The following is an 18492-nucleotide window of genomic DNA, read 5'->3' as shown; positions in this document are numbered from 1 at the left end:
GGCCCTAAAGGTAGTGCAACGTGCCAGAATGGGCGGGTGCGTGAGTCCGTCGACATCGTGAAATTCCTGCCGCCGCAGCTAGTGGCGGAGATCGCCGAATGCGGGTTCTATCCGGATCTGGTGGGGGAGACCGTCGCGCTCGGCCTGGGTGACCGGGAAGTCCTAGACCATCTGGTGCAGCACGAGGCCACGTTCGCCGGCCATGAGTTGCACCGGCACATGACGGTCCTGGTCCGCACTGAGCGCCAGCTCCTCATCTGTCACATCGACGAGGGCGAGGGCAGTAAGACCGAGGCCGTCGCCACCACCGAGGTCGTGGCGCTCCGCGCGATCGATTCCGTGGTCCTCACCCGTGCACTGCAGGACCCGGAGAACCGGTCGGGGCTCAGCGAGACCTGGCTCAGCGTCGTGTGGGGCGCGGCCCGCAGGGTGGATCTGGGTCCGGCCGGCTGCGACGATCCCGCGTGCGAGGCGGATCACGGCTACACCGGCGTGGTCCAGCCCGACGACATCACGGTACGGATGAGCCCGCAGGCCGACGGCGACAATGCGCGGCGGCTGGTGGCGTTCGGAACGAGGCTGCAGAGCGTGATCGGCTGATGCACCACGAGTTCGTCGATCCACGCTACGAGGACCTGGCTCTCGTCAACCTGATGCCCAGCGTGGTGGCCAGGCTCGACGGTGCGGATCCGGTGATCGGGCTGCCCCCGGCGGACAAGTACGTGGTGCTGCTGGTCGACGGGCTGGGGTGGCACCAGTTGCTCGCCTACGCCGACCATGCCGACACGATGTCCACCCTGGCCAGGGGCGCGGCCCGGCTGACGTGCTCCGTGCCGTCCACCACCGCCACGTCACTGACCTCACTCGGCTGCGGCGTCCCCACGGGGGAGCACGGCATCGTCGGCTACAGCTTCTACGAGCCCATGGTGTCCAGGGTGATCAATGCGCTGACCTGGGAGGGAGGTCCCCAGGATCTGAGGTCGTTCGCGCAGACCCCCACCCTGTTCCAGCGTCTCGCATCCGCGGGCCGGTCCTCTGGGGCCGTGACTCTGGGCCGGTTCGCCGGGAGCGCACTGACCCGGTTGGCGTTCAGCGGCAGCACGCTGCACCCCGTCTCCACGGAGGGGGATCCTGAGGAGTTCTCCGGGCTCGTCGTCGACGCGCTCCGGGACGCCGACGTCGTGTACTGCTACGAGAGGATGCTGGACCACGACGGCCACGGCTTCGGCGTGGGCTCGTGGCAGTGGCTGCACCGCCTCGAGATGGTCGACGACCTCGTGGCCCACATCGCTGACACGCTCCCGGCCGGGGTCTGTCTGGTCATCACCGGGGATCACGGCATGATCAACGTGCCCGAGGGCTCACGCATCGTCGCCGAGGACGAAGCCCGCCTGGGGGGATACACCCACCTGGGCGGCGAGCCACGGTTCCGGCACGTGCACGGTGAGGATCCGAGGGCCCTGGCCTGGTCCTGGGAGAGCGTGCTGGGGGAGCGCGGGCACGTGCTCCGGCGTGAGGAGGCCATCGAGGCGGGCTGGTTCGGGCCTCAGGTGACGGGGCTCAGCAGTGCGCGCATCGGAGACGTGGTGGTGGCCATGACTGCGGACTTCGCCGTCATGAGTCACCAGACACCGGGTGAGTTCAGTCTGGTGGGGATGCACGGATCGCTGACCGCGGAAGAGATGGAGGTTCCTCTCCTTCTCCACGGCGGTCGGGGATGAGGATGCGGATCGCGATCGTCATCGACGACTTCTATCCGGCATCCGGGGGCATCGGGCGTTCGGTCGAGACGCAGCTGTCTGAGCTGACCGCGCTGGGACACGAGGTGACCCTGATAGCTCCGGACCGGCATCTGCAGAAGCCCCGGATCGGGCGGATCATCGAATGCCCCACCGTCTACGTCGAGGGGCTGCCTGCCCATCTCAGCATCCTGCACTGCTCGGACCGGCGCGCGCGTCTCATCAGTGACGTGGCCCGCTTCGACGTGGTGCACAGCCAGACGGAGCGGGGTGCCCTGGTGCTCGGCTCGAAGATCGCCCAGTTGCAGGGTGTGCCGCACCTGCACACGTTCCACGCCAACATCGCCGGCACCCACCAGACCGTGCCGGGCTCATTCTTCGGCACCCTGGGCTACCAGGCACTGGTACTGCCCACGCTCCGCCTCGTGAAGCGCGACGGAGTGGCCGGGCGGACCAGATTCCCGGCTGCCACGCGGGAGACCGGAGGGTTGGCGGCCCGGACGGACTGGCGGTCGTTTGCCACGATCGCGCAACTGGTCGACGGCTACACCGTGCCGTCGCCGTTCATGCGCGAGCTGATCGAGGATGCCGCGGGCCGCCCGCTCCGGGGCTACGTCGTCCCCACGGGCTACAACCGGCGGATGAAGCTGGCCATCGACGCGGCCCCTCGCGAGCGCGACGACGCCGTCGTCAGGTTCCTCTCCGTCGGCCGCCTCGCGAAGGAGAAGCGTCTTGATGTGCTGATCAAGGCGTTCCGCCGCGCCGCCCTGCCGAACGCCGAGCTTGTGATCGTCGGCGACGGGGACCAGCGCGACCGTCTCAAGGCACTCGCGGCCGGGTGCGACAGGATCGACTTCCGGTGGCACCTGGCCTCCACCAGTGCCCTGGCCTACGAGTTCCGCAACGCGGACGCCCTCGTCCTCAGCTCCTACCGCTTCGATTCACAGGCCCTGGTCATCGCCGAGGCCGTATCCGCCGGCCTCCCCGTCATGTACTGCGACGACAGGCTGTCGGTCGGCGTGTCGCCGGAGAGTGCGCTGCTGACGGGACCCGACGTCGCCTCCATGGCGGCTGGGTTCCGGTCGTTGATGGATCCTGGCCGAAGGGCAGTCATGTCCGCGGCCACCTCCGGCATCGTCGCGGATCTGGCGCCCGAGCGCACCGCGGAGCGGTACACGGCCGCCTACACCGATCTCATCGAACGAAGGGCGAGGCATGGCTGAACTCGTGTTCCACACCGGCACCATGGACTGCGGCAAGTCGACCCTGGCGTTGCAGTTGGACTACACCCAGTCCACGCACGGACGCAAGGGGCGGGTGTTCACCTCCCAGGACCGGGCGGGCGAAGGGGTGATCGCCTCCCGGCTCGGGCTGAAGGCCGCAGCCCTCGAGGTCGACGGCGCGTTCGACTTCTGGCGCTACATCATCGGGGAGCTGACCTCCGGTCTCAGGGTGGACTACATCATCTGCGACGAGGCCCAGTTCTACACCGCCGCCCACATCGACCAGCTGGCCCGCATCGTCGACGAACTGCAGCTCGACGTGTACGCCTTCGGCATCCTGTCGGACTTCCGGACCAAGCTGTTCCCCGGGTCCCAGCGCCTCATCGAACTGGCAGACCGCGTGGAGACCCTGCCACTCGGGCCCCTCTGCTGGTGCGGCTCGAAGGGCACGCACAATGCGCGCAGCGTCGGCGGTCTGATGGTCACAGAGGGCTCACAGGTGGTGGTGGGTGACACGACCGACGGCTCGGAGGTCCGCTACGAGGTGCTGTGCCGCGCCCATCATCGCCGCCGGATGACGGCCACACGTGCCCGAGCCACGCTCTCGCCGGATCCCTTGCCGTTCGACCCCGAGGACTTCTGACCCAGGATCGCTAGGGCGTGGTCGGGCCGCCGAACATGATCTCGTCCCAGGTGGGGATCTTCGCCCTGCGCTTCCGGGGGCGGGGCTTCCTCGGTTCCTCACCACCGACCAGGGGGTCCTGCGTGGGCTCGGCGGGCGCCGCCACCGCAGCAGCAGGCTCCGACGCGTGTCCGCCCTCGCCATCGGCCACCGGCTCCGGCGCAGTCGCATCATCGAGTTCCTCATCGGCGGACTCGCTGCCGGCCGAGAGCTCCGGCTCCAGCCCTGGCTCGAGGATGCCGGTGTAGATCCGCACGGAATCCTCACTGATGCCACTGAGCATGTCGTAGAGCCGGTCCAGCTGGGAGGTGTCCTCAGTGCCGTCGTGCATCAGCTCCGACGCCGGCATCTCGTCCCCGGGAGGGGGTGGCTCGGGGCTGGAGATGGCGCGCACCAGGGCCATCTCGTCCTTGAAGTCCACCGTGTTCTCCTCCTCGACGGTGGCGTCCACGGACTCCTCGCCGATCATCCAGCGAGCGTCGGCATTGTGCGCCACGGAGAACCTGGCCTTGGGATCGAAGACGAACTCGGCGGTGCGTGATTCCGCCTCAAGGACGAGCCTTCCGACGATGCGCCACTTGAGATCCTCCTGCCGCCAGGCGTCCCACTCGATAGCGTCCGCGTCGATCGCCCGTGACCGGAGGCGCTGCACGATCAGCTCGCCGAGGCGCCGGTGCGTCCCCGCCTCGCCGCGGCGGCGGACCGTGGCCGTCGTCGCCGAGCGGGCGATGTGCTCGCGTTCGGCGATGACGGGCCCCGCGAAGGCCTCGATGCGCTCGGGTTCCATGCCCGTCTCCTCGGCGACGTCGGCCACGGAGGCGCCGGAGCGAATCCGCAGCTGGATCTCGCGGGGGGTCAGAGCATTCACTGTCGGTCCTCGTTCGTCCACGTCGGTGATTTCCTCCACAACTTACCAGCGAGGACCCCACCGCTGCGGGAGGTGCTTGAGCGGCAGCGCACAATGGTGTCCGACACACCACCGGAGCGCGCCCCCGCGCTGCGGATGTGATACACATAGGCCCGTTCGCGGCACAGGAAGGGACACAGAGGTATGGCAACCGATTACGACGCACCCCGCAAGACCGACGAAGAGATGAGCGAGGACTCCCTCGAGGAGCTCAAGACGCGTCGAAACGACAAGAACTCGGGGAAGGTCGACGAGGACGAGGTTGAGGCTGCCGAATCCTTCGAGCTACCCGGCGCGGACCTGTCCCACGAGGAACTGACGGTGCGGGTTCTCCCGCGCCAGTCCAACGAGTTCACCTGCTCGTCCTGCTTCCTGGTGAAGTCGCAGAGCCAGCTCGCCGAGGTCCGCAACGGGCAGAGCTACTGCGTCGACTGCGTCTGAGGCGCGCTCAGAGATCGAGCCTGCTCCGCAACTTCGTTGGGCCCACGTGGGCGAAGGTGGACACCCAGCGGCGTTGGATGAAACGGTTGATCACGATCTGCGACATGCCCACGCCCAGCCCGCTCGCGGCGGCCCAGATGAAGGCGCGCACCATCGGGGTCTCCGGGTCGTTGATGTCCGGCACCTCTTCGCCGGTCGACGCCTCCCAGACCTTGGTCACCAGCTTCTGGGCCACGAGGGTGGTCAGCGCACCGATGACGCCGGCGTACAGCTTCCACATGAGCTTCTCAGTCAGGGCCATGGAGGGGCTTCCTTTCGGTGGGACCGTGACTCCCACCTTAGGGGCTTGGAGGTAGTGTTGAAAGGTGACCTACCGCGAACGCCTGCACATCCCCTGGTGGTGGGTGCTCATCGCTCTGCTGCTCTGGCTGAGTCTCGCTGTGGCGGTGCTGGCCTACGTACCGCAGGGCCCCGCGGTGGCGTTCGCCGCCCTGGCTGCGGCCGGGATCGCGATTGCACTCGTGGCCTACAGCCGGACGCTCATCGTCGTCGACGGTGAGGGGATGGCAGCCGGCCGACACCGCGTGTCCGGGGAGTACATCGGCGGGGCGGTCGCGCTGACCGGCGAAGCCGCTCGCCGGGCCGTCGGGCCTGAAGCGGACCACCGCGCCTTCCTGTTCACCCGGCCCTTCGTCGGGGGCGTCGTCCGGGTGGACCTCGCTGATCCCGCGGATCCCCACCCCTACTGGTTGGTGAGCACGCGACGTCCGGAGGCGCTGGCCGAAGCGATCGACGCCGTCAGGGCGCCCACATGATCATCCCCACGGTCGCGGCAGCTGGCAGCGTGCCCGCCTATGCGCATCCAGGCGACGCCGGGGCTGACCTGCGCGCCGCGCACGACGTGACTCTGAGCCCAGGGGAGCGGGCCCTCGTCGGCACCGGAGTGGCCGTGGCCCTGCCCGCCGGGTGTGTGGGGTTGGTCACCCCCCGGTCGGGGCTGGCCGCCCGTCACGGGCTGAGCATCGTCAACTCTCCGGGCATCATCGATTCAGGTTACCGGGGCGAGATCAAGGTGAGCCTGATCAACCTCGATCCGGCGGAGCCTGTTCGTCTCGCGGCAGGGGACCGGATCGCCCAACTCGTCATCGTGCCCGTGGTGAGCGCCACGTTCGAGGTGGTCGACACGCTGGATGAGACCGTCCGCGGCGCGGCTGGCTATGGTTCTACGGGCGGATTCACCACCAAGTAAGGGACATCAGTGATTTTCGGACGCAAGAAGCGCAACGAGGACGTCGACGACGTCGAACTCGACGAGGCCGATCCGGCTGTCGAGGAAGGCGATGACCCGGCGCCGCACCTCGACGAGGCGGAGCGCTGGGACGCGGAGTTCACCCGCGACGAGGGCCCCTTCGACATCTCGGAGGTGGATCTCGAGGCTGACGCCGACGAGGTGAAGCGGCTGGACCTCGGCACGCTCATCATCACGCCCTTCCAGGACATGACCATGCAGCTGCAGGTCAATCGCGAGACCAACCAGGTGCAGTCCATCCTGGTGGGCGACGGCCAGTCCGCGCTCGAGGTCGCCGTGTTCGCCGGCCCGGGGAAGTCGTCGATGACCGGCGAGATCCGCGACGAGGTCATCGAGGCCACGCGCAAGCAGTCCGGCCGGTGCCAGGCTGTTCGCGGCCCCTTCGGCGCGGAGCTGAGACGGGCGCTGCCGGTGAAGGATCCCAACGGCAACCCCGCCACCCACCTGTCGCGCACCTGGCTGGTGCCCGGTCCGGGGTGGGTGTTGCGGGGCGTACTCCTCGGCAAGGCGACGTTCAACCCCGACGACGAGGAGGCCCAGGTTCACCTCTTCGAATTCTTCAGCAACCTGGTGGTGCGTCGGGGCACCACTCCCGCCGCACCCGGCAGCCTTCTGCCGATGCGCGTCCCCGAGGTGAAGGACTGACAGATGGGCAAGGTGACGTTCGCGGAGCGGATGCGCCGCTACTTCCTCTCCCATGAGGAGCTGGAAGCCGAGGAATTGCGTGAGCAGGCGGAGGATGCCGGGGCGCAGCCGCTCACGGCGTGCGAGATGCGCTCCAGGGTGACGCTGCGGGGCACCATCACCGCGGTGACCTCGGACGCGGCGCATGGCTGGCTGGAGGCCGAGGTCAGCGACGGCTCAGGCACGGTCAAGCTGGTCTGGATGGGGCGCGGCAGGCTCGAATGCCTGCTCCCGGGCAGGCACATCCGCGTCCAGGGGCGGTTGGCCCAGGCCGACGGCGAGTGCGTGATCTACAACCCGGACTTCGAGATCGTCCCTCAGGCGTCGTAGTCGTCAGAGCCGAACAGGGCCGCGAGGTCCGCCTCGGACTCCTGCGTGACCAGGAACAGCAGCTCGTCGCCGCCCTCGAACGCGCGGTCACGCTCGGGGGTGAGGGGGGCTCCGTCGCGAATGATGGCCACCAGCACCGTGTCCCCGGGAAGCTCGACGTCCCTGAGTCGACGACCGGACAGGTGGGAGGACTGCGGCAGGGTCACCTCGGCCAGGTGGGTGGTCGACTTGTTGAACGTCAGCAGCCGCACGAGGTCTCCGGTGGAGACGGCCTCCTCCACCAGCGCAGACATCAGCCTGGGCGTCGACACGGAGACGTCCACCCCCCATTGAGCGTCGAACAGCCACTCGTTGCCGGGATGGTTGACGCGCCCGACGGTGCGCGGAACCCCGAACTCGGTCTTGGCGAGGAGCGAGTGCACCAGGTTGACCTTGTCGTCCCCGGTGGCGGCGATGGCCACGTCGCAGTTCTCCAGCTCGGCCTCCTCCAGGGACTGCAGTTCGCAGGCGTCGGCCTGGAACCAGTCCGCGCCGGGCACCGAGTCCGGTTTGATGGCGGCAGGATCCCGCTCGATGAGGAGGACCTGGTGACCGTTGGCGATCAACTCACGGGCGATGGACCGGCCCACATTGCCGGCCCCGGCGATGGCGACGCGCATGATGCTCCTAGTGCTTGGCCGGCGGATTGGCGAAGAGTGTCTCCAGCTCGTCCGTGCGGTCCGTGTGGCACGCGATGTAGACGAGATCACCGTCCTGGAAGATGGTGTCGCGATCCGGCACCAGGCCGCGACCCACGCGCTGGATGAAGGGGATCGGGGTGCCCGCCGCGGACTGCAATTCGCTGATCCGACGGCCGACCCACCCGTTGTGCACCTTGATCTGCAGGAGTCTGGCGGTGCCCGTCGGGTCACGCCAGACCGGTTCACTCCCCTCAGGGAGCAGGCGACGGAGCACCTGCGTGACCGTCCACTTCACCGTCGCGACGGTGGGGATGCCCAGGCGCTCGTAGACGGCGGCGCGGCCCTGGTCGTAGATGCGCGCCACGACGTTGTCGACGTGGTAGTTCTCGCGGACCACGCGTGCCGCGAGGATGTTGGAGTTGTCCCCCGACGACACGGCCGCGAACGCGTCCGCCTTGCGGATCCCGGCGGCCTCGAGAACCTCGCGGTCGAAGCCGACGCCCTTGATGGTCAGGCCCTTGAAATCCTGGCCCAGGCGGCGGAACGCGTCCACGTTCACGTCGATGATGGCGACGCTGTGGCCACGCTTCTCGAGGCCGGTCGCGAGCATCGAGCCGACTCGGCCGCATCCCATGATGACGATGTGCACCCTGACTCCTTCGGAGACTGTCGCCACAGAACCTACACCCCGATGGCCCAACGGCGCGCAATGACTTTGGGGGACAACAGGTCTACCGTAACCCCGTGAACGTGATGTCGGCGCTCAAGCGCATGGTGGTGGGGCGGCGTCTCACCAACGCCCAGATGGGCGAGACGCTGCTGCCCAAACGGCTGGCTCTCCCGGTCTTCGCGTCGGACGCCCTGAGTTCGGTCGCCTATGCCCCTGATGAGATCCTGATCACCTTGTCCCTGGCGGGCATGGCCGGATTCATGTTCTCCTGGCAGATCGGGCTCGCGGTCGCGGTGGTCATCGCCGTGGTGGTGACGTCGTACCGGCAGACGGTGCACGCCTACCCCAACGGTGGAGGTGACTACGAAGTGGCCCGTGAGAACCTGGGTCACTACGCAGGGCTGACCGTGGCGTCGTCGCTGCTGGTCGACTATGTCCTCACCGTCGCTGTGTCCGTGTCGGCGGGCGTGATCAACGCCAAGGCGATGGCGCCGTTCCTCGACGGCTACGAGGCGTGGACCGCCGTAGGCGTCATCGTGTTCCTCACCGTGATGAACCTGCGCGGAGTCCGGGAGTCGGGCAGCGCGTTCGCCATCCCCAGCTATGTCTTCATCGTCTCGATGCTGCTCATGATCGTCATCGGACTCTTCCGCATCCTCGTCCTGGGCCAGCCTCTCAAGAGCGAGACCGCCGATCTCATCGTGGTCACGGCGGACGGGATCGAGCACACCGCGGGATGGGTCTTCATCGCCATCCTCGCGCGGTCGTTCTCCTCCGGAGCCGCCGCCCTGACCGGTGTCGAAGCGATCGCCAACGGGGTCCCCGCCTTCCGTCAGCCCAAGAGCAGGAACGCCGCGACCGTGCTGGGCCTGCTCGGCGTGCTGGCGATCACGCTGCTGATGGGTATCGTCACGCTGGCGAACCTGACCAAGGTGCACCTCATCGACGAACTGACCGGGACGCACTACGTCAACGAGGCCGGCGAGACCATCCACTCGGCGGCGACCACGGTGACCGGCCAGCTCGCCCGCGTCGTGTTCATGGACTGGTTCGAGCCCGGCTTCTACCTGGTCGTCACCGCCACCATGCTGATCCTCTTCCTTGCCGCCAACACCGCGTTCAACGGCTTCCCGTCGCTGGCCTCGCTGCTCGCCAAGGACGGATTCCTGCCACGCCAGCTCCACACCCGAGGTGACCGGCTCGCCTACTCCAACGGCATCGTGATGCTAGCCCTCGCCGCCAGCGGACTGGTGCTCGCGTTCGACGCCTCGGTGACCGCCCTCATCCAGCTCTACGTGGTGGGCGTGTTCCTGTCCTTCACGATCGGGCAGATCGGTATGAACCGGCACTGGACCCGCGCCCTGCGCACCGAGCATGAGAGCAGGGCCCGGAGCAGGATGAAGCGTGCCCGGGTCATCAACACCGTGGGTGCCACGGCCACCGGTGCGGTGCTGATCGTCGTCCTGCTGTCCAAGTTCGTCCACGGCGCCTACCTGGCCCTGGTGGCGATGGCCGTGATGTTCGCGATGATGATGGCGATCTCGAAGCACTACCAGGCCGTGGCGGAAGAGGTCGCGCTCAGGCCGGACTCCGATCGCGCCCTGCCCAGCCGGGTGCGGGGCGTCGTCCTGGCCCAGCGTGTCAACCTCCCCACGCTCCGCGCCATCGCCTTCGCCCGCGCGGCCCGATCCACGACGCTGACGGCAGTGACCGTGGCGGTCGACGACGACGAGGTGGAGCAGATCCTCGACGAGTGGGAAGCAGAGGACTTCGGTGTCCCACTCAAGGTGATCGCGTCGCCCTACCGCGAAATCACCGGCCCGTTCATCAAGTACGTGGCGGAGCTGCGCAGCGAGAATCCCCGTGACGTCGTGATCGTCTACATCCCGGAGTTCGTCGTGGGCCACTGGTGGGAGCAGCTCCTGCACAACCAGACCGCGCTGCTGATCCGGACCCGGCTGCACTTCATGCCGGGGGTGATGGTCACCAGCGTGCCCTACCAGCTGCGGTCCTCCGGCAAGGCGAAGGAGGCCGCACACAAGGCCTCGGAACCGCGCCGACGATGAGCGTCGAGGTGACGCTCGAACGCGTCGCGCACGGCGGGTACGTGGTCGGCCGCTCCGAGGGGAAGGTCCTGTTCGTCACCGGAGGGCTCCCGGGGGAGCGGGTGGTCGTCGAGGTCACGGAGACCGGCAGGCGGTTCGACCGGGCGAGGGTGATCGGCGTGCTGGAGCCGGCCGCCGGGCGTGTCCCGGCGCCGTGCCCGATCGCCGACCGGTGCGGCGGATGCGACTGGCAGCACGCGGACCAGGCGACTCAGCTGATCCTGAAGACCGCCGTCGTCGCGGAGCAGTTGGAGCGGTTGGCGGGGCTGCGCTGGGACGGCCAGGTCGAGGCCGCGCCCGGTGGCCTGCTGGGGTGGCGTACCCGGGTGCGCTACGCCGTCGACGACGCGGGCCGGGTGGGTCTGCGCGCCAGGCGATCGCACCAGGTCGTCCCGCTGCCACCCCAGGGCTGCCTCATCGCTGCGCCGGGCCCGTCGGTGGCCGACCTGGAGCGGGTCGCCCGACCGGGCGGGGAGGTGGAGGTGACGGTCGCGGACGACCGGACCGTCGTGGTCGCGGTCCCGGGAACACGCCGGGAGGCGACAGTCCGCCAGGAGGTACGTGGACGCACCTACCACGTGGAGCCCGGAGGATTCTGGCAGGTGCATCCGCACAGCGCCGAAATCCTGACCGGCGCGGTGCTCGAGGGCCTTCGGCCCCGGGCGGGGGAGCGGGCATTGGATCTCTACTGCGGCGTGGGGCTGTTCGCCGGTGCGCTCGTCGACGCCGGCTGCGTGGTGCAGGGGGCCGAGGTGGCACGCGAGGCGGTTCGTCTGGCCAGGCTCAACGTGCCCGAGGCGGAGTTCGTGGCGGGCCCGCTGGAGCGCGGTCACCGTGACCTGCCGGACTGGGCGGATCTGGTGGTGCTGGACCCCCCGCGCAAGGGTGCCGGGGCCGAGGTCGTGGCGGCCGTCGTGGCGCGGCGACCGCGGGCTGTCGCGTACGTGGCCTGCGATCCGTCGGCGCTGGCCCGGGACCTCGCCACCTTCGCGGCGGCGGGCTACAGCGCCGGCTCCATCAGGGCATTCGACCTGTTTCCCATGACACATCACGTGGAGTGCGTGGCGATCCTCCACCCTCGTCCACGCACCGCTGAGGTGCCCTTAGACTGACCGTGACCGGCGATGGCGCCGACCGCGCATCGCATGGTATCTTGATGTCAAGAGAGTTTGGCGACAGCCAAGTGAAGGAGAAGGATGAGCGTCAACAGTTTCGGGGCCAAGGCGAGCCTCGACGTCAACGGCACCTCGTACGAGATCTTCCGCATCGATGCGGTTCCGGGCTCCGAGAAGCTGCCCTTCAGCCTCAAGGTCCTCCTCGAGAATCTGTTGCGCACCGAGGACGGCGCCAACATCACCCGCGATGACATCGAGTTTCTCGGCGGCTGGGACCCCGCGGCCCAACCCGACCACGAGATCCAGTTCACGCCCGCACGCGTCATCATGCAGGACTTCACCGGCGTGCCCTGCGTGGTGGACCTGGCGACCATGCGGGAGGCGGTCGCAGCGCTCGGGGGAGACCCGGAGAAGGTCAACCCCCTCTCGCCCGCCGAAATGGTCATCGACCACTCCGTCATCGCAGAGGTCTTCGGCATCGCGGGGGCCTTCGAGGCCAACACCGACATCGAGTACCAGCGCAACCGCGAGCGCTATCAGTTCCTGCGGTGGGGTCAGATGGCCTTCGACGACTTCAAGGTCGTACCGCCCGGCACCGGCATCGTGCACCAGGTCAACATCGAACACCTGGCTCGGGTGATCTTCCCCCGCACCGTCGGCGGCGTGCTCCAGGCCTACCCGGACACCTGCGTGGGCACGGATTCGCACACCACCATGGTCAACGGACTCGGCGTGGTGGGCTGGGGTGTGGGCGGCATCGAGGCCGAGGCCGCCATGCTGGGCCAGCCTGTGTCCATGCTGCTGCCGCGTGTCGTCGGCTTCAAGCTCACCGGGAAACTCCCCGAGGGCACCACGGCAACCGACCTCGTCCTCACGATCACCGAGATGCTGCGTGAGCACAAGGTCGTGGGCAAGTTCGTCGAGTTCTACGGCGACGGCGTGGCGCAGGTCCCACTGGCCAACCGCGCCACCATCGGCAATATGTCCCCGGAGTACGGCTCCACGATCGCCGTCTTCCCGATCGACGACAAGACCATGGACTACCTGCGCCTGACCGGCCGCGAGGAGCAGCAGCTCGCTCTGGTGGAGGCCTACGCCAAGGCTCAGGGCCTGTGGCACGACCCGAGTGTCGAGCCGAAGTTCTCCGAGTACATCGAGCTGGATCTGGGCACCGTGGTCCCCTCCATCGCGGGTCCGAAGCGGCCGCAGGACCGCATCCGCCTGGACGAGTCCAAGGCGGCTTTCCGTGAGGCGGTCGCGGGTTTCGTCGGCGCACCGCACGAGGATGCCGTGTACTCGGGCTACGACCGCGCGGTCGCGGCCACCATGGAGGCCTCGGATCCCACCGGACCCGATCCGTCGGCGGTCGACAATTCGCCCGCGCCCGCGGACCCGACGCACCACACCATGCGGCCCCGCGTCCATGCCGCGGTCCCGGTGACCCTCGCCGACGGCACCACCTTCGAGCTGGACCACGGCGCTGTCACGATCGCGTCGATCACCTCGTGTACCAATACCTCCAACCCCAGCGTCATGATCGGCGCCGGCCTGGTGGCGAAGAAGGCCGTGGAGCGCGGGCTCACCCGCAAGCCCTGGGTGAAGACCTCACTCGCGCCGGGCTCACAGGTGGTCACCGACTACTACGACAAGTCCGGCCTGACGCAGTACCTCGACGCCATCGGGTTCAACCTCGTGGGTTATGGCTGTGTCACCTGCATCGGCAACTCCGGGCCCCTCATCACCGAGGTCTCCGAGGCGATCAACGCCAACGACCTCGCGGTGTCGGCGGTCCTGTCGGGCAACCGCAACTTCGAGGGCCGGATCAACCCGGACGTCCAGATGAACTACCTGGCATCGCCGATGCTCGTGATCGTCTACGCGCTCGCCGGCACGATGGACATCGACCTCTTCACGGAGCCTCTGGGGCAGGATCCGGACGGCAACGACGTCTACATGCGTGACCTGTGGCCGACGGAGTCGGAGATCAACGAGGTGATCGGCGGCTCGATCAGCGCGGAGATGTTCACGTCGCGCTACGCGGACGTCTTCGCGGGCGACGAGCGGTGGCGGTCGCTGCCCACGCCCGACGGCGAGACGTTCGAGTGGGAGGCCGATTCCACCTACGTGCGCAAGGCTCCGTACTTCGACGACATGCCGGCCGAGCCGACGCCGGTGCGCGACGTCTCCGGTGCGCGGGTGCTCCTCAAGCTGGGGGATTCGGTGACCACGGACCACATCTCCCCGGCAGGCAGCATCAAGGCGGATTCACCTGCAGGGGTCTACCTCACCGAACGAGGTGTCGAGCGGCGGGACTTCAACTCCTACGGATCACGGCGCGGCAACCACGAGGTCATGATCCGCGGCACCTTCGCCAACATCCGCCTGCGCAACCAGATCGCCCCGGGCACCGAAGGCGGATTCACCCGCGACTTCACCCAGCCAGGCGCCCCCGTCACGACCGTCTACGACGCGTCGGTCAACTACGCAGCGGCCGGCACCCCGTTGGTGGTCCTTGCCGGCAAGGAGTACGGTTCCGGCTCGTCGCGTGACTGGGCGGCCAAGGGCACCGCCCTCCTGGGTGTCCGGGTTGTCATCGCGGAGAGCTACGAGCGCATCCACCGCTCCAACCTCATCGGCATGGGTGTGCTTCCGCTGCAATTCCCGGAGGGCCAGTCCGCCCAGACGCTCGGGCTCACCGGCGAGGAGACCTTCTCCGTCGCGGGCGTGACCCAGCTCAACGACGGGGAGACGCCGTCCACCATGACGGTGACCGCGCAGCGGCCTGATGGAACCGCGGTCACGTTCGACGCGGTGGTCCGCATCGACACGCCGGGGGAGCGCGGCTACTACGTCAACGGCGGCATCATGCAGTACGTCCTGCGCAACCTCGCCAAGGCCTGAGAGCCGAGGCCTCTGAGGGGCGGTCCTCCTGGTGGGGACCGCCCCTCAGCCCGTTCGCGAGGCCTCTCTTTACTTCTGTCGGGGGCGTGCGGTTCAATAGAACGTATGTTCGATGATGACGAAGTGATCCGCGTCTACGTGCCTCCCGGCTGGCCGGGCGCGGTGCGGCCTCCGGGTTCCCAGGGTTGGCTGGCGTCAGCCGAGGGGTTCCTGTTGGACTGCTGTCCCTCGGAATACCGCGGATACCAGGTGCTGAGGCGCCATCCCGTGGTGCTGGCGCGCCTGACGCAGGAATTCGTCGCATCGCAACTGGTGGCTACGCGCACCGGCCTCACCGGCCTGCGGTCCTCACTCGCCGGGGTGGTGGACGCCGCCACCGCGGACCAGGCGGCAGCGGTGCTGCAGCAGGAGGAGGCCAGGCTCGTGCGTGTCGCGCGCGGGGTGGATCTGGTGAATCAGGCGCTCCGTGACGCACGATTCGTGCCCAGGCTGTAGTGGTGGTACGCCGGGGGCCTGGGCCTTTGGGCCTACTATTGTCCGCATGTCCTTGGTGGAAACGGTCCAGAGCCCGCGCGACCTTCGTGCGCTCTCGCGTCGGCAACTGGTCCAACTCGCCGCCGAGATCCGGTCCTTCCTCATCACCAAGGTGAGCCGCACGGGTGGCCACCTGGGTCCCAACCTGGGTGTGGTCGAGCTCACCATGGCCATCCACCGGGTCTTCGATTCGCCGTCGGATCCGATCATCTTCGACACCGGACATCAGAGCTACGTGCACAAGATCCTGACGGGACGTGCCAAGGGATTCGACACGCTGCGGCAGCGTGGCGGCCTGTCAGGCTACCCCGAGCCCGCGGAATCCGAGCACGACTGGGTGGCCAACTCACACGCCTCCACGTCGCTGTCCTGGGCCGAGGGGCTGGCCAAGGGGTTCAGGCTCCGGGGAGAGCAGCGCACGGTCGTGGCCGTCATCGGCGACGGTGCCCTCACCGGCGGCATGGCCTGGGAGGCGCTCAACAACATCGCCGCCAGCCACGACCTGAGACTCGTGGTGGTGGTCAACGACAACGGCCGCTCGTACACACCCACAGTGGGAGGGCTGGCCAATCACCTGGCGGGCCTGCGCACGGATCAGCGCTACGAGAAGACGCTGAGCCTGATCAAGCGCGGCGTGAAGAGGCTCCCGGTGGTGGGGCGGCCGGTCTACGACCTCATGCACGGTGTCAAGACCGGTGTGAAGGACGTGCTGGCCCCGCAGTCGATGTTCTCGGACCTGGGCATCAAGTACATGGGACCTCTCGACGGCCACGACATCATCTCCCTCACCAACCACCTCGAACAGGCGCGTCATTACGGCGGCCCCGTCCTCGTGCACTGCGTCACGCGCAAGGGTCGCGGCTTCCAGGCCGCCGAGGACCACGAGGAAGATCGCTTCCACGCTGTGGGGCGGATCAACGAGATCACGGGTGAGCCGCTCTCGGCCGCGGTGCAGGCCACCTGGACCGACGCGTTCGCCGAGGCCATGGTGCAGGTGGGCCAGCGGCGCCCGGACGTCGTCGCGGTCACGGCGGCGATGCTGTACCCCACAGGCCTCGGCCGGTTCGCCGCGGCATTCCCCGAGCGCACGTTCGACGTGGGCATCGCAGAACAGCACGCCATTGTGTCGGCTGCCGGCCTCGCCAGGTCAGGCCTGCACCCCGTCGTGGCGCTGTACGCCACCTTCCTCAACCGGGCGTTCGACCAGGTGCTCATGGACGCCGCGCTGCACGGCGTGGGAATCACCATCGCCCTGGACCGTGCCGGTGTCACGGGCACTGACGGCCCCAGCCACAACGGCATGTGGGACATGACGCTGCTGGGCATCGTGCCGGGCGTTCAACTGGCCGCGCCGAGGGACCAGGCCAGGCTGGTGGCCGCGCTGGACCGGGCCGTCGACGTGGCGGACGCGGTCACTGTGGTGCGCTACTCGAAGGAGCGTCTGCCTGACGAGCTGCCGGAGGTCGCGCACGTCGGAGAGGGGCTGTCGCGGGTGGACGTCCTCCGGCGCTCCGCGGATGCCCGGGTGCTCATCGTCGGCTATGGCCAATTCGCAGGCATGGCGGTAGCGGTGGCCGAGCGGCTCGGAGACCAGGGCGTGCCGGCCTCGGTGGTCGATCCGCTCTGGGCGCTCCCGGTGAGCGCGGACCTGGTTCACCTCGCAGCCGATCATGACCTCGTGGTGACGATGGAGGACAACCTCGTCGAGGGGGGCGTCGGGCAGAAGCTGCGCGCGCGCCTGGCCGAGGCGGGCGCCGCGTCGCGGGTGCTCACCTTCGGGATTCCGCAGCGCTTCCTGCGGCACGGCTCCCGCGAGGAGGTGCTGGAGGAGATCGGGCTCACCGCCGCCAAGGCGTCGCTGGAGATCCTGGGCGTTGTGCTCAGCGACGCACCCCAGGACGAGACGGTGGGTCGCCCGGCCTAGGGATCCGCTGATCATTTGGGGCATCCGTCCGGGGGTGGGCTTGACGGTGGCTGTGGGGCCGCCGGTGGGGCCGGTGAGGGCCGGTTGCTTGCCCTCCGGCCCTTGTTCAGGGCCCTTTTCTGCGGTTCTGGGCAGGCTGCCGCCAGGGGCTACCCGGTAGCAGCGGCGGTCTTGAGTCTGGTTTCGATCGTGTTCGCGCGGGCGAGCATCAGCAGGTTCGCCGAGGCCATCGCGACCTGGAGCTGGTTCAGGTTCTTCGCCAGCCCGCGGTAGCGGGTCTTGGACAGCCCGAAGTCCCGCTTCACGATCAGGAACACGTGCTCCACCTTCGCCCGCACCGACGCCTTCCTCGACTCGAGTCGCTGCTCGTGAGGGTGCATCGCTCTCCACGTGCCCTGCCGGGCAGCGACCCGCCACTCGACGTGTGACAGGTGGTCGTCGCCGCGGATCTCGGGGCGTTTCGTCACACCCGAATAGCCGGCGTCGGCGTAGACGACCTGGTCATCCTCGCGCACCAGATGGGTGATCTGGTCCAGGTCGTGCACGTTGGCTGCTGTCGCGGTCACCGAGTGCACTAGACCCGTGCCGGCATCGACCCCGGCGTGGGCCTTCATCCCGAAGTACCACTGGCGCCCCTTCCTGGTCTGATGCATCTCGGGATCCCGGGTGCCGGTGGCGTTCTTCGTCGACGAAGGTGCGGCGATGATCGTGGCATCCACGATGCTCCCGCCACGCATGACCAGACCGTCGGCCTCCAGCCGGGCGTTCAACGCGGAGAACATCGCCTCACCCAGCTGGTGCTCCTCCAGCAGGTGCCGAAAATGCAGCAGGGTCGTGGCGTCAGGGACCTGCCTGGTAGCGAAGTCCACACCCATGAACTTGCGCATCGCGTACGAGTCGTTGATCTGATCTTCCACGCCTTCGTCGGAGAGGTGGAACCACACCTGCAGCAGGTACATCCGCAGCATCGTCTCGAGCGGTATCGGCCGCCTGCCGCGGGTCTTGTTGTAGTAGTGCGGCTCGATCAGCTTGACCCAGTCCGCCCACGGCACCACCGCGTCCATCCGCTTGAGGAACTCCTCCCGCTTCGGGACCCGGCGACGCTGACCGTACTCGACCTCAGACAAACTCGGCTGCAACTCATCCACAACCAGCATTCTACCTAGCCAACACGCCATTCACCGGCCAAACACCCACCGACTGCGCATCCACCGACAAACCAGGCTGGCCCATTAATCAGCGGTTCCC

At 68.1% G+C, this 18492-nt stretch carries 18 protein-coding genes and 1 pseudogene; 14 read left to right on the top strand and 5 right to left on the bottom strand.

Annotated features, from left to right (window positions below; genetic code table 11):
- The first annotated feature begins 36 nt into the window (after window positions 1-36).
- The 4 genes from ACZK5N_RS02090 to ACZK5N_RS02075 are packed head-to-tail and all read left to right on the top strand — an operon-like array spanning window position 37 to window position 3605.
- Window positions 37-600: a DUF5998 family protein gene (locus ACZK5N_RS02090; protein ID WP_459019828.1), complete on the top strand. Its 564-nt coding sequence runs from the start codon at window positions 37-39 to the stop codon at window positions 598-600.
- On the top strand, window positions 600-1721 hold the full coding sequence (locus ACZK5N_RS02085) for an alkaline phosphatase family protein (protein WP_459019827.1): 1122 nt from the start codon (window positions 600-602) through the stop codon (window positions 1719-1721). The genes ACZK5N_RS02090 and ACZK5N_RS02085 overlap by 1 nt, the downstream gene beginning before the upstream one ends.
- The gene (locus ACZK5N_RS02080; RefSeq protein ID WP_463624600.1) at window positions 1718-2962 is read left to right on the top strand and encodes a glycosyltransferase; all 1245 of its coding nucleotides are present in this window, start codon (window positions 1718-1720) and stop codon (window positions 2960-2962) included. The genes ACZK5N_RS02085 and ACZK5N_RS02080 overlap by 4 nt, the downstream gene beginning before the upstream one ends.
- On the top strand, window positions 2955-3605 hold the full coding sequence (locus tag ACZK5N_RS02075; RefSeq protein WP_459019825.1) for a thymidine kinase: 651 nt from the start codon (window positions 2955-2957) through the stop codon (window positions 3603-3605). The genes ACZK5N_RS02080 and ACZK5N_RS02075 overlap by 8 nt, the downstream gene beginning before the upstream one ends.
- 10 nt (window positions 3606-3615) lie before the next feature.
- Here ACZK5N_RS02075 and sepH read toward each other — a convergent pair.
- A pseudogene (gene sepH, locus ACZK5N_RS02070) lies at window positions 3616-4497 on the bottom strand (septation protein SepH); the annotation flags it as partial.
- A 198-nt stretch (window positions 4498-4695) separates the two neighbouring features.
- Between sepH and ACZK5N_RS02065 the strand changes: the two are divergent.
- The gene (locus tag ACZK5N_RS02065; protein ID WP_459019823.1) at window positions 4696-4992 is read left to right on the top strand and encodes a DUF4193 domain-containing protein; all 297 of its coding nucleotides are present in this window, start codon (window positions 4696-4698) and stop codon (window positions 4990-4992) included.
- 7 nt (window positions 4993-4999) lie between these two features.
- Here the strand turns inward: ACZK5N_RS02065 and ACZK5N_RS02060 are convergent, their stop codons facing one another.
- Window positions 5000-5293 carry a DUF4235 domain-containing protein gene (locus ACZK5N_RS02060; RefSeq protein ID WP_459019822.1) on the bottom strand — a complete coding sequence of 98 codons (294 nt, stop codon included), beginning with the start codon at window positions 5291-5293 and terminating at the stop codon, window positions 5000-5002.
- Between the two features lie 64 nt (window positions 5294-5357).
- On the opposite strand from ACZK5N_RS02060, the gene ACZK5N_RS02055 reads away from it, so the two are divergent.
- The 4 genes from ACZK5N_RS02055 to ACZK5N_RS02040 are packed head-to-tail and all read left to right on the top strand — an operon-like array spanning window position 5358 to window position 7315.
- On the top strand, window positions 5358-5807 hold the full coding sequence (locus ACZK5N_RS02055; RefSeq protein WP_459019821.1) for a DUF3093 domain-containing protein: 450 nt from the start codon (window positions 5358-5360) through the stop codon (window positions 5805-5807).
- Window positions 5804-6241, top strand: a complete 438-nt coding sequence (gene dut / locus ACZK5N_RS02050) for a dUTP diphosphatase (RefSeq protein WP_459019820.1) — start codon at window positions 5804-5806, stop codon at window positions 6239-6241. The genes ACZK5N_RS02055 and dut overlap by 4 nt, the downstream gene beginning before the upstream one ends.
- A 9-nt stretch (window positions 6242-6250) precedes the next feature.
- Window positions 6251-6946, top strand: a complete 696-nt coding sequence (locus tag ACZK5N_RS02045; protein ID WP_459019819.1) for a DUF3710 domain-containing protein — start codon at window positions 6251-6253, stop codon at window positions 6944-6946.
- Between the two features lie 3 nt (window positions 6947-6949).
- The gene (locus ACZK5N_RS02040) at window positions 6950-7315 is read left to right on the top strand and encodes an OB-fold nucleic acid binding domain-containing protein (protein ID WP_459019818.1); all 366 of its coding nucleotides are present in this window, start codon (window positions 6950-6952) and stop codon (window positions 7313-7315) included.
- On the opposite strand, the gene ACZK5N_RS02035 is transcribed toward ACZK5N_RS02040, so the two are convergent.
- Both ACZK5N_RS02035 and ACZK5N_RS02030 read right to left on the bottom strand, forming a co-directional pair.
- Window positions 7303-7974 (bottom strand): potassium channel family protein, encoded by a 672-nt coding sequence (locus ACZK5N_RS02035; RefSeq protein ID WP_459019817.1) that lies wholly within the window; start codon window positions 7972-7974, stop codon window positions 7303-7305. The two genes, ACZK5N_RS02040 and ACZK5N_RS02035, sit on opposite strands and share 13 nt — an antisense overlap.
- 7 nt (window positions 7975-7981) lie before the next feature.
- On the bottom strand, window positions 7982-8629 hold the full coding sequence (locus ACZK5N_RS02030) for a potassium channel family protein (protein ID WP_459020388.1): 648 nt from the start codon (window positions 8627-8629) through the stop codon (window positions 7982-7984).
- A gap of 110 nt (window positions 8630-8739) precedes the next feature.
- On the opposite strand from ACZK5N_RS02030, the gene ACZK5N_RS02025 reads away from it, so the two are divergent.
- The 5 genes from ACZK5N_RS02025 (at window position 8740) to dxs (ending at window position 17244) form a co-directional block, all read left to right on the top strand.
- Window positions 8740-10731, top strand: a complete 1992-nt coding sequence (locus tag ACZK5N_RS02025) for an APC family permease (protein WP_459019816.1) — start codon at window positions 8740-8742, stop codon at window positions 10729-10731.
- Entirely contained in the window at window positions 10728-11882 is a 1155-nt protein-coding gene (locus tag ACZK5N_RS02020; RefSeq protein WP_463624599.1) for a class I SAM-dependent RNA methyltransferase, read from the top strand. Before ACZK5N_RS02025 ends, ACZK5N_RS02020 begins: the two co-directional genes overlap by 4 nt.
- 84 nt (window positions 11883-11966) lie before the next feature.
- A complete protein-coding gene (locus ACZK5N_RS02015) occupies window positions 11967-14786 on the top strand; it encodes an aconitate hydratase (RefSeq protein WP_459019814.1) in 2820 nt (939 codons plus the stop codon).
- Window positions 14787-14891: 105 nt separating this feature from the next.
- On the top strand, window positions 14892-15281 hold the full coding sequence (locus ACZK5N_RS02010; protein ID WP_459019813.1) for a hypothetical protein: 390 nt from the start codon (window positions 14892-14894) through the stop codon (window positions 15279-15281).
- 46 nt (window positions 15282-15327) lie between these two features.
- Window positions 15328-17244: a 1-deoxy-D-xylulose-5-phosphate synthase gene (gene dxs, locus ACZK5N_RS02005; protein ID WP_459019812.1), complete on the top strand. Its 1917-nt coding sequence runs from the start codon at window positions 15328-15330 to the stop codon at window positions 17242-17244.
- Between the two features lie 149 nt (window positions 17245-17393).
- On the opposite strand, the gene ACZK5N_RS02000 is transcribed toward dxs, so the two are convergent.
- Window positions 17394-18383: an IS5 family transposase gene (locus tag ACZK5N_RS02000; RefSeq protein WP_459020358.1), complete on the bottom strand. Its 990-nt coding sequence runs from the start codon at window positions 18381-18383 to the stop codon at window positions 17394-17396.
- Between the last annotated feature and the right edge of the window lie 109 nt (window positions 18384-18492).

Source organism: Tessaracoccus pujii, assembly GCF_055326215.1.
The sequence above is the reverse complement of the archived record's forward strand: the minus strand, read 5'-3'. Positions and strand labels throughout refer to the sequence as shown.

Bases quoted from the DNA above. Each gene is read 5' to 3' on its own strand.
- ACZK5N_RS02085 (WP_459019827.1), top strand. From the start codon at position 600: ATGCACCACGAGTTCGTCGATCCACGCTACGAGGACCTGGCTCTCGTC.
- ACZK5N_RS02080 (WP_463624600.1), top strand. From the start codon at position 1,718: ATGAGGATGCGGATCGCGATCGTCATCGACGACTTCTATCCGGCATCC.
- ACZK5N_RS02075 (WP_459019825.1), top strand. From the start codon at position 2,955: ATGGCTGAACTCGTGTTCCACACCGGCACCATGGACTGCGGCAAGTCG.
- ACZK5N_RS02065 (WP_459019823.1), top strand. From the start codon at position 4,696: ATGGCAACCGATTACGACGCACCCCGCAAGACCGACGAAGAGATGAGC.
- ACZK5N_RS02060 (WP_459019822.1), bottom strand. From the start codon at position 5,293: ATGGCCCTGACTGAGAAGCTCATGTGGAAGCTGTACGCCGGCGTCATC.
- dut (WP_459019820.1), top strand. From the start codon at position 5,804: ATGATCATCCCCACGGTCGCGGCAGCTGGCAGCGTGCCCGCCTATGCG.
- ACZK5N_RS02040 (WP_459019818.1), top strand. From the start codon at position 6,950: ATGGGCAAGGTGACGTTCGCGGAGCGGATGCGCCGCTACTTCCTCTCC.
- ACZK5N_RS02035 (WP_459019817.1), bottom strand. From the start codon at position 7,974: ATGCGCGTCGCCATCGCCGGGGCCGGCAATGTGGGCCGGTCCATCGCC.
- ACZK5N_RS02030 (WP_459020388.1), bottom strand. From the start codon at position 8,629: ATGGGATGCGGCCGAGTCGGCTCGATGCTCGCGACCGGCCTCGAGAAG.
- ACZK5N_RS02020 (WP_463624599.1), top strand. From the start codon at position 10,728: ATGAGCGTCGAGGTGACGCTCGAACGCGTCGCGCACGGCGGGTACGTG.
- ACZK5N_RS02015 (WP_459019814.1), top strand. From the start codon at position 11,967: ATGAGCGTCAACAGTTTCGGGGCCAAGGCGAGCCTCGACGTCAACGGC.
- ACZK5N_RS02010 (WP_459019813.1), top strand. From the start codon at position 14,892: ATGTTCGATGATGACGAAGTGATCCGCGTCTACGTGCCTCCCGGCTGG.
- dxs (WP_459019812.1), top strand. From the start codon at position 15,328: ATGTCCTTGGTGGAAACGGTCCAGAGCCCGCGCGACCTTCGTGCGCTC.